The organism is Pseudomonas marginalis (genome assembly GCF_024169655.1).
GTDB classification, from domain to species: Bacteria; Pseudomonadota; Gammaproteobacteria; order Pseudomonadales; family Pseudomonadaceae; genus Aquipseudomonas; species Aquipseudomonas paraveronii.
Map to the genome: position 1 here is coordinate 2,345,519 of NZ_JALJWV010000001.1, position 14,824 is coordinate 2,360,342.

The 14,824-nt window shown below is 60.3% G+C and carries 14 protein-coding genes and 1 pseudogene; 11 read left to right on the forward strand and 4 right to left on the reverse strand.

The features are described 5' to 3' along the window. The first annotated feature begins 9 nt into the window (after nt 1-9). Genes J2Y83_RS10560 through J2Y83_RS10570 form a run of 3 tightly spaced genes read left to right on the forward strand, consistent with a single transcriptional unit; the run spans nt 10 to nt 3,505 of the window. Nucleotides 10-669 carry a YjbF family lipoprotein gene (locus tag J2Y83_RS10560; protein WP_253395019.1) on the forward strand — a complete coding sequence of 220 codons (660 nt, stop codon included), beginning with the start codon at nt 10-12 and terminating at the stop codon, nt 667-669. Next, nucleotides 666-1,433, forward strand: coding sequence for a capsule biosynthesis GfcC family protein (locus J2Y83_RS10565; RefSeq protein ID WP_253395021.1), 768 nt, complete (start codon nt 666-668; stop codon nt 1,431-1,433). The genes J2Y83_RS10560 and J2Y83_RS10565 overlap by 4 nt, the downstream gene beginning before the upstream one ends. Beyond that, nucleotides 1,430-3,505, forward strand: coding sequence for a YjbH domain-containing protein (locus J2Y83_RS10570; protein ID WP_253395023.1), 2,076 nt, complete (start codon nt 1,430-1,432; stop codon nt 3,503-3,505). Before J2Y83_RS10565 ends, J2Y83_RS10570 begins: the two co-directional genes overlap by 4 nt. A 37-nt stretch (nt 3,506-3,542) precedes the next feature. Here the strand turns inward: J2Y83_RS10570 and J2Y83_RS10575 are convergent, their stop codons facing one another. The 4 genes from J2Y83_RS10575 to J2Y83_RS10590 form a co-directional block, all read right to left on the reverse strand. After that, entirely contained in the window at nt 3,543-4,934 is a 1,392-nt protein-coding gene (locus J2Y83_RS10575) for an undecaprenyl-phosphate glucose phosphotransferase (protein WP_253395025.1), read from the reverse strand. A 251-nt stretch (nt 4,935-5,185) separates the two neighbouring features. Then, on the reverse strand, nt 5,186-5,857 hold the full coding sequence (locus tag J2Y83_RS10580; protein ID WP_253395027.1) for a winged helix-turn-helix domain-containing protein: 672 nt from the start codon (nt 5,855-5,857) through the stop codon (nt 5,186-5,188). Between the two features lie 29 nt (nt 5,858-5,886). Beyond that, on the reverse strand, nt 5,887-6,642 hold the full coding sequence (locus J2Y83_RS10585) for an EAL domain-containing protein (protein ID WP_253395029.1): 756 nt from the start codon (nt 6,640-6,642) through the stop codon (nt 5,887-5,889). Nucleotides 6,643-6,646: 4 nt separating this feature from the next. Beyond that, nucleotides 6,647-7,363 carry a winged helix-turn-helix domain-containing protein gene (locus tag J2Y83_RS10590; RefSeq protein WP_253395031.1) on the reverse strand — a complete coding sequence of 239 codons (717 nt, stop codon included), beginning with the start codon at nt 7,361-7,363 and terminating at the stop codon, nt 6,647-6,649. A gap of 449 nt (nt 7,364-7,812) precedes the next feature. Here J2Y83_RS10590 and J2Y83_RS10595 point away from each other — a divergent pair, with 449 nt between their 5' ends. The 8 genes and pseudogenes from J2Y83_RS10595 (at nt 7,813) to J2Y83_RS10630 (ending at nt 14,785) form a co-directional block, all read left to right on the forward strand. Further along, a complete protein-coding gene (locus tag J2Y83_RS10595) occupies nt 7,813-8,844 on the forward strand; it encodes an isopenicillin N synthase family dioxygenase (protein ID WP_253395033.1) in 1,032 nt (343 codons plus the stop codon). 16 nt (nt 8,845-8,860) lie between these two features. After that, a complete protein-coding gene (locus J2Y83_RS10600) occupies nt 8,861-9,652 on the forward strand; it encodes a MetQ/NlpA family ABC transporter substrate-binding protein (protein WP_253395036.1) in 792 nt (263 codons plus the stop codon). Next, the gene (locus tag J2Y83_RS10605; RefSeq protein ID WP_253395038.1) at nt 9,649-10,395 is read left to right on the forward strand and encodes a methionine ABC transporter ATP-binding protein; all 747 of its coding nucleotides are present in this window, start codon (nt 9,649-9,651) and stop codon (nt 10,393-10,395) included. The genes J2Y83_RS10600 and J2Y83_RS10605 overlap by 4 nt, the downstream gene beginning before the upstream one ends. Then, entirely contained in the window at nt 10,392-11,057 is a 666-nt protein-coding gene (locus J2Y83_RS10610) for a methionine ABC transporter permease (protein WP_253395040.1), read from the forward strand. Before J2Y83_RS10605 ends, J2Y83_RS10610 begins: the two co-directional genes overlap by 4 nt. A gap of 190 nt (nt 11,058-11,247) precedes the next feature. Then, nucleotides 11,248-11,370: pseudogene (locus J2Y83_RS29840) on the forward strand (LysE family translocator); the annotation flags it as partial. Nucleotides 11,371-11,452: 82 nt separating this feature from the next. Next, nucleotides 11,453-12,511 (forward strand): diguanylate cyclase, encoded by a 1,059-nt coding sequence (locus J2Y83_RS10620; protein ID WP_253395042.1) that lies wholly within the window; start codon nt 11,453-11,455, stop codon nt 12,509-12,511. A gap of 47 nt (nt 12,512-12,558) precedes the next feature. Then, nucleotides 12,559-13,788 (forward strand): M20/M25/M40 family metallo-hydrolase, encoded by a 1,230-nt coding sequence (locus J2Y83_RS10625; protein WP_253395044.1) that lies wholly within the window; start codon nt 12,559-12,561, stop codon nt 13,786-13,788. A 130-nt stretch (nt 13,789-13,918) separates the two neighbouring features. Continuing rightward, entirely contained in the window at nt 13,919-14,785 is an 867-nt protein-coding gene (locus J2Y83_RS10630; protein WP_253395046.1) for a pirin family protein, read from the forward strand. Nucleotides 14,786-14,824 lie beyond the last annotated feature (39 nt).

Here is a 14,824-nt window from a genome sequence, read left to right on the forward strand (position 1 = left end):
GGAACCAGCGTGGACAGTGTGAAAATCGGTATTTACGTGTGTCTTGCGTGGCTGTTGTGCGGCTGCAATCCGCTGATGCAGGCCTCGCTCGATACCTTCAAGGCGGCCGTCGTCGGGCCTGCGCCATTGGCGCTGAGCCAGGCCCAGGTGGACGCCGTGCCGTTTCCCCAGATCAAAGTGACCACGGTGTCCAGCGAAGGGGTGATGGCGATGATTCGCCAGCGCGATGACCTGCAGTTCTGGGTCGCCTCCGGCAAACAGGTGCTGTTGATGCGCGATGGCCTGGTAGTGCGCACCGTTGGCCTGGGCACTGATCTGGATGGCACACGCTGGCAAGGGCAGTCGCCGTTCCAGCAGGGGCTGCACCGCGTGCCGGACGGCTACCGCAGCAGCCGGCAGATCGACCTGGTGGAGGGCTATCGCGTCGGCATCACCGTCACCAGCCGCCTGACCCGCGAGGGCATGGAGACGCTCGAGATCCTCGACAAGCCTTACGCCCTGCTGCGCGTCGATGAAGACATCGAAGCCGAGGCCCTGGGGTTTCGTGCGCGCAACCGTTATTGGGTCGACCCCACTGACGGCTTCATCGTGCAAAGCGAACAGCACCTCAGCCCCCGCCTCACGTTGAAAATCACCCAACTGCAACCCGCCCGCCAGGAGGCCCGATGACCGCTCGCAAACGATGGGTGCTGGCGCTGTTGTGGAGCGGCGCCAGTGCCTGCCAGGCCGCCGTGACGGTGAGCGGTCAAGTCCTGCACCCCGGGCCGATCACCCTGCCACCCGAGGCGCGCCTGCTCGACGCGATCACCGCGTCGCAACCGGATGCCCAGGGCTACTGGCTGGCGGCGGCCTGGCTGCACCGGCCATTGATCGAGCCCCAGGCCCGGCTCAAAGCCGGTGTGCTGTTTGATCTGGATACGTTGCGTCAGGCCGCATTGGCCGCCGGGCGCGACGGCAGGGCCGACGTGGCGGCGCGCGTCTATCGACAGGTGCAGGCCTTGCCGGTGACCGGCCGGCAACGCGCGGTGCTGGACCCGGTGGCCGTGGAGGTCGGCTTTGCGCCCAACCTGCGGGTCAGCGAGGGTGATCAACTGATCTACCCGGAAAGGCCCACGAGCGTGCGCGTCGTGGGCGCCGTTGCGGCCCCTTGCACCTTGGCGTTCCAACCGATGCGTGCGGCGCGCGACTACCTCGACGAATGCCCGGCGGTGGCGGGTGCCGATCTCGACTACGTGTGGCAGATCCAGCCCGACGGCCAGGTCACGCGCCTGGGCATTGCCCCGTGGAACCGCGAGACAGCTGCCGCGCCTGCACCGGGCAGCACATTGCTGGTGCCGCTGCGCAGCGACGACCTGGAACCGCCCACGCCTGAGCTGAACCAACAACTGGCCGAGTTTCTTGCCACCCAACCCCTGGCTGAGGTCACGCCTTGAAATTATGTATTGCAGCCGTGCTGCTGGTGCCCTGTGGCGTCGCGCATGGCGATCCGCGTTACACCCAGAGTGATTTTGGCGGGGTCGGGCTGTTGCAAACGCCGACCGCACGCATGGCCCCGGCCGGCGAACTCAGCGTCAATGCCAACCGCACCGAGCCTTACAGTCGCTACAGTTTTTCGGCGCAGCCGCTGGACTGGCTCGAAGGCACCTTTCGCTACACCGCCATTACCAACCGGCCTTATGGCGCCGAATCGTTCAGTGGCAGCCAGAGCTACAAGGACAAAGCCATCGACGCCAAAGTGCGCCTCTACGAGGAAAGCCACTGGTTGCCCCAGGTCGCAGTGGGGATGCTCGACCTGGGGGGCACCGGGCTGTTTTCCAGCGAGTACCTGGTGGCCAACAAGCGGTATGGCGAATTCGATTTCAGTGCGGGCATCGCCTGGGGCTACCTGGGCAGCCGTGGCGATTTCGGCAACCCGTTGGGCGCGCTGAGTGATCGGTTCAACGAGCGGCCTACCGCCGAAGGTTCCGGCAACTTTTCCAACGGTTACTTCCGCGGCCGGCCCGCGCTGTTTGGCGGCGTCGCCTACCAGACCCCCTGGGCACCGTTGAGCCTCAAGCTGGAATACGAGGGCAACGACTACCAAAGCGAGCCCCGAAACAACAACCAGCGCCAGGACTCGCCGGTCAACCTCGGGCTGGTCTACAAGGTGGCCGACGCCGTCGACGTGAGTGCCGCCTGGGAACGCGGCAACACGGCGATGTTCGGCATCACCCTGCACACCAATTTCGTCAGCCGCAAGGCGCCGGTCAAAACCTACGACCCGCCGGCCCCCAAGCTGCCCGCCCAGGCGCCGACCGTCGCCATGGATCAGGTGGATTGGGCCGCGGTGTCCAGGCGCTTGCAGGACAATGCCGGCTATAGCGTCGAGCGGATTGCCCAGCGCGGCCCTGAGCTATTGGTGTATGGCGAGCAGCAACGCTATTTCTCCAGCGCCAAGGCCGTGGGCCGCGCCAGCCGGATCCTGGACGCCAGCGTCAATGACCAGATCAGTTGGTTCACCCTGGTCAGCGAGCGGTACGCCATGCCGATCGAAGAAACCAGCGTACCCCGCGAGACGTTCCGCGAGGTGATCAACCAGCGCGAGGCATTGCAAACCCTGCGTCGCCAGACTGAAGTCAACCCGCCTGGCGCCCAGGCGCAAACGCTGCTCTACACCCAACCCCCCAAGCCCTTGAGCTACGGCGTCGGCCTGGGATACAAGCAGAACGTCGGCGGGCCGGATGGCCTGCTGTATCAGATTTCCGCCGACCTCGACGCCGAATACCGCTTCACCCGCAACACCTGGTGGAGCGGCCTGCTCAGCGTCAACCTGCTGAACAATTACGATGGCTTCACCTACGACGCCCCCAGCGGCTTGCCGCGCGTGCGCACCGATCTGCGCAAGTACATGACCAGCTCCGATGTAACCTTGCCGACGTTCCAGCTCAACCATGCGGTGCGACTGGATCAGGATCTGTACGGCATGGTCTATGGCGGTTTACTGGAGTCGATGTATGCCGGTGTCGGCAGTGAAGTGCTGTACCGGCCGATGGGCCAGCGCTGGGCGCTGGGCGCTGATCTGAACTACGTGCGCCAGCGCGGATTCGAGCAGGACTTCAGCCTGCGCGACTACCGCACGGTCACGGGGCATATCACCGGCTACACCGACTTGCCGTTCAACACACAGGGGGCGCTGAGTGTCGGTCGCTACCTGGCCCGCGATTGGGGCGTCACCCTGGACCTGTCGCGCGAGTTCAACAATGGCGTGCGGATTGGCGCGTGGGTCACCCGCACCACCGCGTCAAAAGAAGCCTACGGCGAAGGCAGCTTCGACAAAGGCCTTTATCTGTCGATTCCCTTCGATGAGTTGATGAGCCTGTCGACGATGCGCCGCGCCAACCTGGTATGGGCGCCGCTGACCCGCGATGGTGGTGCGCGGCTCAATCGCGCGTATTCGCTGCATACGATGACCGACGGCCGCGACAGTGACCTGTTCTACCGGAACTTCGAGAAAGTCACTGAATAGGCGGGGAAGGGGGACGTGAAGTCCCCCTTTTTTGATCTTAGTAAATGTCTTTGGACAGCAGGGTGAACGGCGTTTTCAGCAGGATCTTGATGTCCAGCCACAGTGACCAGGTGTTGATGTAGCGCAGGTCGATGTCGACGCGTTTTTGCATCTTCTCCAGGGTCTCGGTCTCGCCCCGGCACCCATTGATCTGCGCCAGCCCCGTGATGCCGGGCTTGATACGGTGGCGCGCCATGTACGCGTGAATCTTCCCCGAGTAGTAGTCGTTGTGCGCAACCGCATGGGGCCTTGGACCGACCAGGGCCATGTGTCCTTGCAGCACGTTGAACAACTGCGGCAGTTCATCGATGGACGTGCGGCGTATGAACCGCCCCACGGGGGTGATGCGCGAATCGTGGCGGCTGGCCTGGCGTACCTCCTGGTCGTCATGCACACGCATCGAGCGGAATTTCCACACCTTGATCACCTGACCGTTCCAGCCGTGGCGGTCCTGCTTGAAAATCACCGGGCCGGGGGAGGTCAGTTTGATCAGCACGGCGAACAGAAACAGCAGCGGGCTCAGCAGGATGATCGCGAGCAAGGCCAGGCTTTTGTCCAGCAGCGACTTGCTCAGTGCGGCGGTCGGGCGGCTGGTCAGCGGGCTTTCATTGAGGAAAATAGCTGGCAGGCCATCCACCTCGGCCACGCAGTGATTGAGCAGCAGCATGTTATTGAGGTCGGGGACCCAAATGACGTCCACGCTGATCTCCAGCAGGTTGATGTACAGCGCCTCGATGTGGGTGGCTTCCTGCAGCGAATGGGTGATGTACAGCCTGCGGATACCGTGCTGCCTGATCAACTGCGGCAGGTCCTGCAGCTCGCCGAGTATCTGCGATTGTACGCCTGGGGAGGCGGACGCCGTGGTGCCGACGAGGCCAACCAGCGGCGAGCGTTTTTGCCGGGAAAGTGTTCTCGCAAGGTCGGCGGCAAGTTTGCCGGTGCCAATTATTAACGACTTATGCCGCTCGTGAAGTTGCCCATGATAATAGCGGGAAAGACTATGGATAGGGATGTAACAGAGCGCCAGCACGGCATAACTGGTTGCCGCCCACAGCAGCAGTATTTCGATGGGGAATAAGGCATCGGCATTGCAGGCGATGCCCACCGCAAGCAGTATCAGCAGGGTAAGTAACCAACCCATAAAAAGTCGGCCTAATCCCACGCCGTAATCATCTTTCTTGCTATAAACGTCACACAGCATATAGGCCGGAATCGAGGCCAATATGCTAAAGGCGGCCAAAACCCGGTAGTGATACTCCAGTTGGCCGGTCTTTAAAATAACCAATGCAAATAACAGCGCGACGACCAAACTTGAGGCCAGTGTCCACTGCCCCCAAAAGGTCAGACCTTTGGGGGTTAGGTGACGATGCATTCTCCGGTTATTTAGCATACTACTGCTCCCAGTGGTGACCACTCGCGGTGGCAGGCTTAAGCGAGACGTGGCGTTAAAGCGGCCAAATGACAGGCACACGTAAGCGCGCACAGATTGATATTAATCAACGGCAGGGGGCAGTAGCTGACGACTTATAACAGGCGCATAGCGGTAGTTAAGTGGTTGTTGGGTGAGACGGATTGTTATAAAAAGGCAGATATACGAGCGTGATCAACGCCAAGATTGACGATTTTGGAATTATTGTTTTTTTAACGGAGTTGCTGGGAAAGCTCCATGGGCTTTTTTATTCTCTGGGTCAAACAATAACCACGATTTCTCACCGAGCGGAACAAACGCTCGCCATCGTTGATGCGCTTGAATTTCTCCTGAAGTCGGCTGAGGCACATTTCCAGGCCGCGGTACAACTCAGGTTCGCGACCAATATTGCGAATAAGTTCTTCTTTGCTCACCACGCGTTCTTCATGGTGTAACATTTTTTTGATAAGTGCTGATTCAATGGTGGTCAGGGAAATGCGTAGGCCGCCCTTGCTCAACATTCGATCATGTTGCGTAAGTATCCAGAAGTCGGGTGCCTGTACCGGAGGTTTTTCGGTGTGTGTCGCCAGTGTTTTTTGATGCCGGTCGGCCTCGCAAAGTTGAACATTGAGTTCAAGTTTATTGTAAGGTTGTAATGTTCTATAAATAACAGATTTCGCTGCGGTATTGGGACTGTCGAGTTTTTTGAACGCGGGGTAATGAGCGTGCTGTGGATTGAAGTAATGGTTGGCAAGCGATGGTGTGTGGGGTGCCTGATCCTCAGTTGCCTGCGTTAGTGGCAGCCAAGCGATGTCACCATAGAGTAACTCCGCGTTCGACGCAAAGTCGGGCAGCGGGATAAAAGCGGAGGGCGCGGTGGGTAGGTGTTTCTTGAGTGAGCTCATAGTGGTTACCATGGTCAGGTGGGTAGGAGTTATAAACTTTCAGGCGGCGAGTAGTAACTGCCCTGAAAGTGATTGAAAGGCAAGCGCTTAGCGAGTGTCGCACTGTCGGAAAACTCAACCTTGTCCGCAATGAACGAAATTCGAGTGGCGCTTATCAGCTCTAGCATGCGGTCATAGAGGCGGTCGAACAGGTCTGAGCGAGTATTCAAACTCAACCTCAGGGCAGCATCCGGAAATGGCATTTTTATATAGTCATAGAGCTTTAGTTCGATCAGCAGGTCAGCCTGCTTTGTATCCAGAGTGTAGTTATTGTAGGCGAGCTTGATACTGCTTCGGTCTTTCAGGGCATAAAGCTGGCGCACCATCGCGCGGCGTTCTGTGGGGCCGGGGAGTGCGTCCAAGGGGTTCTCCACACTGATAACGAGTTGTTGTTTATAGCTTTCCAAGACATTCGCGACATGGATAAGTTCATTTAGCGTATCTTCGGACATAAGCGCCGATTGGTCGATGCGCAGAAATTTATGAGTTGCAGGCTGTGCCGAAGCAAGGCGACGGTGACTGAAGTCGGCAGTCGTGCGCGGGGCGATGCGCAATAACGCGTCACGGTAGGCGCATTTAAGTTGCTCGCGATATATGGGGTGCAAATGCTCTGGAAGGTTGAGCGGATTACATGCGCTAGTTACGCGAATCTCATTGCCCCAAAGTGTGCAGCTTCGTTCAACTATCGCTTGCCTGAAGAGCTTGGGGTGCGCTATTCCGGCAGGCGATATTTTCTCGTTATTCACGATGCTAGCTCTCTTGGGTCGGGTGTAAATGATGGGCGGAAATAATTCCGCGGCTCAATTTATAGCCGTAGCCACGGATGTTCTGAATGATGTTTTCGCCATAACATGCCTTGATTTTACTGCGCAGGCGGCTGATGGATTTCTCCAGGGCGCGAGAGTCGTAGAATTTGGTATTGAGTCCCATAACGCTGGCGATTTCATCATGACTGAGCAGCCGACTATGGATCAGTGCCTCAAGGACTTTCATTTCGACGAAGGAAATCTCGAGTTTCTGGCCGTTGCCGTAAAGGCACATCCGATCCTGATCCAGGATGAGTTTGCAGTAGTTCAAACGATACGTTTCATTGAGAAACGCCTCGACTAAACTCAACTTTTCCTCCGGCGAGGTGTCTGTCACTTTTAGACAGTAGTCCGCACCGGCCAAATAATATTTGGTTTTGCTTTGAGTTGAGGCGAACGTGATGAAAATAACTATTAGACAGGCCGGATTTTTAGTCCTGGTCTTTTTTATGATGTCCAGGGTTTGACTGCTGGCAGAAGGGGTGTCGATTTCTATGACAATGGCGCGATAATCGGCGTGATCTTCCTGATGACCGACTAGTTGACCGTAGCTGCGTGTATCGACTTTTAAATCATTCGGTACAGTGCGAACTATAAGTGCTCTGAAATCCTCGGTTTTAGACGTAGTCCGTGCAATAGCGAGGACGTTGGAAAAATGCATCACCTACTCCCTTTTCTGGCATGCAAGGCCGACAGTTCAATCGCTGCTAGCGTTAGATACTAATCGAATTGATTCCGCCAAAACGTGACAAATTTTAACATTCGTCACTTTGTTCTAAAGGCTGCAGCGGGGTGACGGGGGCGTGTTGCGGGGCCGCATTTGCGCGGGTGTACACATATGCTAGTGCAGATTGTTAGTATGCGGTAAGTGTCTTAGGTCAATTGGTTTTTAGGCCTATGGTGATTTAATTTTTTCTATAAATGAGGCCGGGTGGCGGGGCGACGAATAGCCTGAAAATGCCAGCGCGGTGCCGTCGATTCCGCGCTGGCATGAGTGATCCTGCCGGGACCAATGACTGCTTAAGCTAATTCTAAAAAGGTATTTATTACCGCTTTTTAAGATCGTTTAGCTTGGTCGCTCCCCCAAGACACTCATGGAGTGAGCCGCCGATGCTGCAATCAATCAACGCCTTGCCGCTGCTGGACCTGTCGCTGCTCGATGGCAGCCCGGCGCAGCGCGGCGCATTTCTCGATGAGCTGCGTTTTGCCGCGCGGCACATCGGCTTCTTCTACCTCACCGGTCACGGTATCGATCCGGCGCTGCTGGCGCAGGTGCAGCAGCAAGCGCGGGCTTTTTTCGCCTTGCCCGAGGCAGAAAAACTGGCCGTCGGCATGCTCAACTCCGCGCACTTTCGCGGCTATAACCGCGCAGCGTCGGAAATCACCCGCGGCCAGCCGGACCTGCGTGAGCAGTTCGACGTCGGTGCCGAGCGCGAACCCTTGGCCGTCGATCAGCACCCTGCGGCCTGGGCACGCCTGCAAGGCCCCAATCAATGGCCGGCGGCGTTGCCCGAGCTCAAGCCCTTGGTGTTGGCCTGGCAGCAGGCGATGACCCAGATGTCGTTGCGCCTGCTACGTGCGTTCGCCCAGGCCTTGTCCCTGCCCGAGAACGCGTTCGACGCGCTGTACGGCGACACGCCCAACGAACATATCAAGCTGATCCGCTATCCCAGCCGCCATGCCGGTCAAAGTCGCCAGGGTGTCGGCGCGCACAAGGACTCCGGCTTCCTGAGTTTCCTGCTGCAAGACCAGCAGGCCGGTTTGCAGGTAGAAGTGGAGGAGGGCCGCTGGATCGATGCCGCGCCGCGTCCCGATACGCTGGTGGTGAATATCGGCGAATTGCTGGAACTGGCCAGTAACGGCTATCTGCGTGCCACGGTCCACCGCGTGGTGTCGCCGCCGGTGGGCAGCGAACGCTTGTCCCTGGCATTTTTCCTCGGCGCGCAACTGGATGCGGTGGTGCCGGTGTACCAACTCGCGCCCGAACTGCTGCGCGATGCCCACGGCCCCACCAGCGATCCGCGCAACCCGTTGCTGCGCGACGTCGGCTGGAACTACCTCAAGGGCCGCCTGCGCTCCCACCCGGATGTCGCCCAGCGTTTCTACGCCGACGCCACGTTGCCCCACGCACTGTCCGCCTGATCAGGAGATCACTCAGTTGAAGACATCCGCACTTACCCTGGCGGCCTTGCTGGCCGCTTTCAATGTGTCGGCCGCCGATGCCTTGCGCGTCGCCGCCGACCCGATTCCCCATGCGCAAATCCTCGAATACGTGCAGACGCTCGACCCGAGCCTGAAGCTGAACATCATCGAGATCCCCAGCGGCGTGAACTCCAATGAGTTGTTGGCCCATGGCGATGTCGACGCCAATTACTTCCAGCACCTGCCGTATCTCAAGTCCCAGGAACAGGCGCTCGGCCAGAAGTTCGCCGTGGCGGCCACCGTGCATATCGAACCGTTGGGGATTTATTCGCACCGCCACACCCGCTTCGACCAGGTGCCCGACAACGGCACCGTCGCCGTGCCGAATAACGTCACCAACCTCAGTCGCGCCCTGTACCTGTTGCAAGCCAATGGCCTGATCACCCTCAAGCCGGGCTTCAACGATGCGGCCAAGGACCAGGCCACGCCCAAGGACATTGCCGAGAACCCCAAGCACCTGAAGATCCTGGAAATCGAATCGCCGCAAATTCCCCGGGCGCTGGAGGATGTCGACCTGGCGGTGATCAATGGCAACTTCGCCCTGGAAGCCGGGCTGCAACCGGCCAAGGATGCGTTGGGGCTGGAAAAGGCCCAGGGCAACCCTTACGCGAATATTCTGGTGACCACGCCCAAACTGGCGCAGGACCCGCGCATCCAGCAACTGGCCAAGGACCTGCGCTCGCCGGCGGTGGCCCAGTTCATCAGCGAGAAATATGCCGGTTCGGTGATCCCGGTGGCGCTCGAATGATCGTCGTCGAGGGCGTCAGCAAAACCTACGCCGACGGCCAGCCGGCGGCGCTGGATAACGTGTCGCTGCAGATCGCCGACGGCTCGATCTTCGGCATCGTCGGCCGCAGCGGCGCGGGTAAAAGCACCTTGCTGCGCTGCCTTAACCTGCTGGAGCGGCCGACCTCCGGGCGCATCCTCATGGATGGCCAGGACCTGACCCGCTTAACCGACAAGGCGCTGCGCCAGCAACGCCAGCGCATCGGCATGATCTTCCAGGGGTTCAACCTGCTGCACTCGCGCAATGTGGCGGATAACGTCGCGGTGCCGTTGGAGATTGCCGGGCTGCCCAAGGCCGAGCGTGCCGTGCGGGTGGAGGAGTTGCTGGCGTTGGTTGGCTTGAGCGACAAGGCGGCGGCGTTTCCTTCGCAACTTTCCGGTGGGCAAAAGCAGCGCGTCGGCATCGCCCGCGCATTGGCCGCGCGCCCGGCGTATCTGCTGTCGGATGAAGCCACCAGCGCCCTGGACCCGGAAACCACGGCTTCGATCCTGGCGCTGTTGCGCGACATCAACCGGCAACTCGGGGTGACCATCGTGTTGATCACCCATGAACTGGAGGTGGTCAAGGCGATCTGCGACAGCGCGGTATCCCTGGCGGCGGGGCGCGTGGTGGAAAGCGGCACGCTGCTGCAACTGCAGGCTGACCCGTCATCGCGCCTGGGCCGCTCGCTGGCGCCCAGCCTGCACGTGGTGAGGGCCGTATGAAAACCGACTGGTATGAGGTGCTCCAACTGCTGCTCAACGCCACCGGCGAAACCCTCTACATGGTGCTGCTGGCGGGGCTGTTCACCTTGTTGATCGGCCTGCCGCTGGGCGTGTTGCTGTTTATCAGCCGCCCGGCTGGGCTGTTCCCGCTGCCACGGCTCAACCGTGTGTTGGGCGCGGTGATCAACCTGGGGCGTTCGTTGCCGTTTGTGGTGATGTTGATCGCGCTGATTCCGCTGACCCGCCTGATTGTCGGCACCACCTTGGGCAGCACGGCCGCCGTGGTGCCGATCACCATGGGTGCTTTTCCATTTTTCGCACGCATTGTCGAGGCCGCCCTGGACGAAGTGGACGCGGGCCGCATCGAGGCGATCGTGGCGATGGGCGGCGATATCCGGCATGTGATTTTCAAGGTGCTGCTGCCCGAAGCCTTGCCGGCGCTGGTGGCCGGGGTCACGCTGACCCTGGTGATGCTGATCGGCTTTTCGTCCATGGCCGGGGTGATCGGTGGTGGTGGTTTGGGCGACTTGGCGATTCGCTACGGCTACCAGCGTTTCAACAACCAGATCATGGTGGTGACGGTGGTGGTGTTGGTCGTGCTCGTGCAGGGCGTGCAAAGCCTGGGGGATCGCTGCGTGAGGTCGTTGGCGCATCGCCGATAAACGCTTAATGTTGATCGCGGCATGCTCAACGGTCGCGCACGGCCTTGAGCAACAGCGTTTCGAAGGCTTGCTGCACCCCAGGCCCATCAGTGTGGGCCAACTGTTCACCGTTCACCCCTGGCGGCAGGCTGGCCCAGATGAACATGCCGCCTACATCCTCTACCTGGCCTACAAACAGTGGACTGGCGGCTATCTCGGCCAACGCATCAAGCCCGTGCTGGAAACCCCCCGGCGGCGGGTATGGCTGCAACGGGTCACGGCGTTGTTGCTGCTGGGCGTTGTCGGGATGCTGGCACGGGGCTTTTCCGACTGACGACGGAGAGTTTATGAGCGGTAGTGGTGATATGACGTTGCCCTGATAGACTCCAGGCACTCTCTCAGGATCGCATCCCACCATGCCTGCCCCCGGAGGAAATGGAGTTCCGCTCGCTACCCGCTTGTACAAATCCCGCATGTTGGGGCTGACGCTTGGCTTTGCCTGCGTGGCGTTCGGCATGTATCCGCTCAACCCACCGTCATGGGTGTGGGTGTTGATGGTGATCAACGGCTTTGTCTGGCCGCATCTGGCTTATCAATGGTCGCGCCGTACCGCCAACACCTTGCGGTGTGAGCGCCGCAACCTGCTGTTCGATTCGTTTTGCGGCGGCTTCTGGGTCGGCGCCATGCACTTCAACCCACTGCCCAGCGTCACCACCCTGTCGATGATGACCATGAATAATGTGGCCATCGGCGGTACCCGTTTCATGCTGGCGGGCTGGGTGGCGCAGGCGTTGGGCGTCGGCGTGGCGCTGCTGATCTTCACCCCGGCGTTCGTCAGCATGACCACCCAGGCGCAGCTGTACGCCTGCTTGCCGATCCTGATGCTGTATCCGCTGGCCCTGGGCTGGATTTGCTATCGCCAGGCCGTGAGCCTGGCCGGGCACAAGCGCGAGCTACTGGCCCTGAGTCGTACCGACAGCTTGTCCGGCCTGCTCAACCATGGCGCGTGGAAGGACCATCTGGACATCGAGTTCCAACGCTGCCACCGCGAACCACAGGGCGCGGTCATTGCCCTGATCGACATCGATCACTTCAAAGCGATCAACGACACCTACGGCCATGTCACTGGCGATATCGTCCTGTGCCAGCTCAGTAAAGTGCTGCGCCAGAACCTGCGTGCCACCGACCTGGCCGGGCGCTACGGCGGTGATGAGTTCTGCGTGATTCTGCCGGGCGTGCCGCTCAATCGGGCCACGGAAGTCATGGATACCCTGCGTGATCGCTTCAATGCGCTGGCCTATGCCCAGGACCCGACCCTGCGTGCCAGCTTGAGCATCGGCCTGGCGCCTTATCAGCCTGGGCATGCCGATTCCACCAGTTGGCTCAACGATGCTGACCAGGCGTTATACGAAGCCAAGAGCAGCGGGCGCAACCGGGTCAGCGCGGTGCAGGGCCCTTGGTTGAGGTCGGTCTAGTGGGGTAGGGTGTGACGATCCCTTCCAATAAAAACAAGGATCAATTCATGCTCTTCACCTTCCCCCGTACTCTTTTGGCCGCGACCCTGGCCGTGTCCTTCGCACTCCCGGCCTACAGTGCCGAACCCCACACACAGATCCAGGCGGCTGCCGAACAGTACCAGGCCGACGCGCTGAAACTGCTCGAACGTCTGGTCAACATCGACTCGGGTTCCGGCTACGGGCCGGGCCTGACCCAGGTCAGCGACATCGCCGTCGATGAGCTCAAGCAGTTGGGCTTCAGTATCGAACGCGTGCCCGATGCCGCGGCCAACAGCAGCCATGTGATCGCCACCCTCAAAGGCACCGGTAAGGCCAACATCCTGCTGATGGCCCACATGGACACCGTATTCAAAGAGGGCTCGGCCGCCGCACGTCCGTTCCACATCAAGGACGGTCGCGCCTACGGTCCCGGCGTGATGGATGACAAGGGCGGTATCGTCGCCGGTATCTACGCGCTGAAAGTCCTGAAAAACCAGGGCTTCACGGACTACGCGCGGATCACCTTCCTGCTCGACGCCAGCGAAGAAACCGGTTCCGACGCCGCCTCAGCGCTGATCCGCAAAACTGCCAAGGCCCACGATGTGACCTTGAACCTCGAGCCCGGTCGCCCGGCGGATGGCCTGGTGGTCTGGCGCAAAGGCAGCGCCACTGCGGTGGTCGAAGTCAAAGGCAAAGCCGCTCACGCCGGCGTCGCACCGGAACTGGGGCGCAACGCCGCGATGGAAGCCGCCCATCAGATCCTGCAACTGGGCCAGCTGGGCGATGCAGAAAAGAAAACCACCATCAACTTCACCGTGCTTCAGGCCGGTGATCGCGTCAACGTGATTCCTGACCAGGCGACGGCCAAGGCCGATGTGCGTGCGGCGTTGCCGGAAGAGTTCGACCGCATCGAGAAAGACCTGGCGCGGGTATCGGCCAACAAGTTGATCCCCGAGACGCAAGTGAAGACCAGCCTGCAGCGCGGTCTGCCGCCGATGCCACAGACGCCGGAATCGGACAAGTTGGTGGCGATTGCCCAAGGCATTTATGGCGAGCTGGGGCGCACGCTGACTATTGAAGGCAGTGGTGGCGCGGCGGATGCGAGTTTGTCGGCCGGGGTAGGAACGCCGACCCTGGATGGGTTTGGGATTGTCGGTGGGAATATCCACACGCCCGAGGAATATGCGGAGGTGGGGAGTGTGGCGCCGCGCATCTATTTGTTGAGCCGCATGATCATGGAGTTGGCGAAGCGCTGACTTGAGGTTCTCCGGGATCGTTCTGTGAGGACCTGCTGATTGTCCTATGCATAGAACGAACAAGGTCGCGTTTACCGGCTAGTCCCCAGGGCTCGAGGGGCTTAGGGTGTAGGCACTTTGGAGGTACACCATGAAAAAACTCATCGGCATCTACACCAGCCCCCGCGCCCATTGGGTCGGCGACGGTTTTCCGGTGCGCACGCTGTTTTCCTACGACACCCTGGGCAAGCACATCAGCCCATTCTTGTTGTTGGACCACGCCGGTCCGGCGGATTTCACCCCGACCGCACAACGTCGCGGTGTCGGCCAGCACCCGCATCGCGGCTTTGAAACCGTGACCATCGTCTACGACGGCGAAGTCGAACACCGCGACTCCACCGGGGCCGGCGGCACGATCGGCCCCGGCGACGTGCAATGGATGACCGCCGCCAAGGGCATCCTCCACGAAGAGTTCCACTCCGAAGCCTTCGCCCGTAGCGGCGGGGTGCTGGAAATGGTGCAACTGTGGGTCAACCTGCCGGCCAAGGACAAAATGGCCGACGCCGGCTACCAGACGATTGTCGACGGCGATATTCCGCTGCTGCCGTTGGCCAATGAGGCCGGCCAACTGCGCCTGATTGCCGGTGAATTCGCAGGTACAAAAGGCCCGGCACGCACCTTCACGCCCATCGACGTGTGGGACCTGCGCCTCAACGCCGACAAGGCGCTGACCCTGGATCTGCACGCCGGACGCAACACCGCGCTGGTGATCTTGCGCGGTACGGTGCTGGTCAATGGCGCAGAAATCGCGCGCCAGGGGCAATTGGCACTGTTTGAGCGCGACGGCACGCAACTGTCCCTGGAGCCCAGCGACGATGCCAGGGTGCTGCTGCTCAGTGGTGAGCCGATCGACGAGCCTATCGTCGGGCATGGGCCGTTCGTGATGAATACCGAGCAGGAAATCCATCAGGCGTTTGCTGATTTTCACTCCGGTCATTTCGGGCAGATGCAGCGCTGAAAGGTTGACGCCAAGCCTAATGTGGGAGCGGGCAAGCCC

Coding starts and splice junctions, on each gene's coding strand:
- J2Y83_RS10565 (WP_253395021.1), top strand. CDS start 666: ATGACCGCTCGCAAACGATGGGTGCTGGCGCTGTTGTGGAGCGGCGCC.
- J2Y83_RS10575 (WP_253395025.1), bottom strand. CDS start 4,934: ATGCTAAATAACCGGAGAATGCATCGTCACCTAACCCCCAAAGGTCTG.
- J2Y83_RS10580 (WP_253395027.1), bottom strand. CDS start 5,857: ATGAGCTCACTCAAGAAACACCTACCCACCGCGCCCTCCGCTTTTATC.
- J2Y83_RS10590 (WP_253395031.1), bottom strand. CDS start 7,363: ATGCATTTTTCCAACGTCCTCGCTATTGCACGGACTACGTCTAAAACC.
- J2Y83_RS10595 (WP_253395033.1), top strand. CDS start 7,813: ATGCTGCAATCAATCAACGCCTTGCCGCTGCTGGACCTGTCGCTGCTC.
- J2Y83_RS10605 (WP_253395038.1), top strand. CDS start 9,649: ATGATCGTCGTCGAGGGCGTCAGCAAAACCTACGCCGACGGCCAGCCG.
- J2Y83_RS10610 (WP_253395040.1), top strand. CDS start 10,392: ATGAAAACCGACTGGTATGAGGTGCTCCAACTGCTGCTCAACGCCACC.
- J2Y83_RS10620 (WP_253395042.1), top strand. CDS start 11,453: ATGCCTGCCCCCGGAGGAAATGGAGTTCCGCTCGCTACCCGCTTGTAC.
- J2Y83_RS10625 (WP_253395044.1), top strand. CDS start 12,559: ATGCTCTTCACCTTCCCCCGTACTCTTTTGGCCGCGACCCTGGCCGTG.
- J2Y83_RS10630 (WP_253395046.1), top strand. CDS start 13,919: ATGAAAAAACTCATCGGCATCTACACCAGCCCCCGCGCCCATTGGGTC.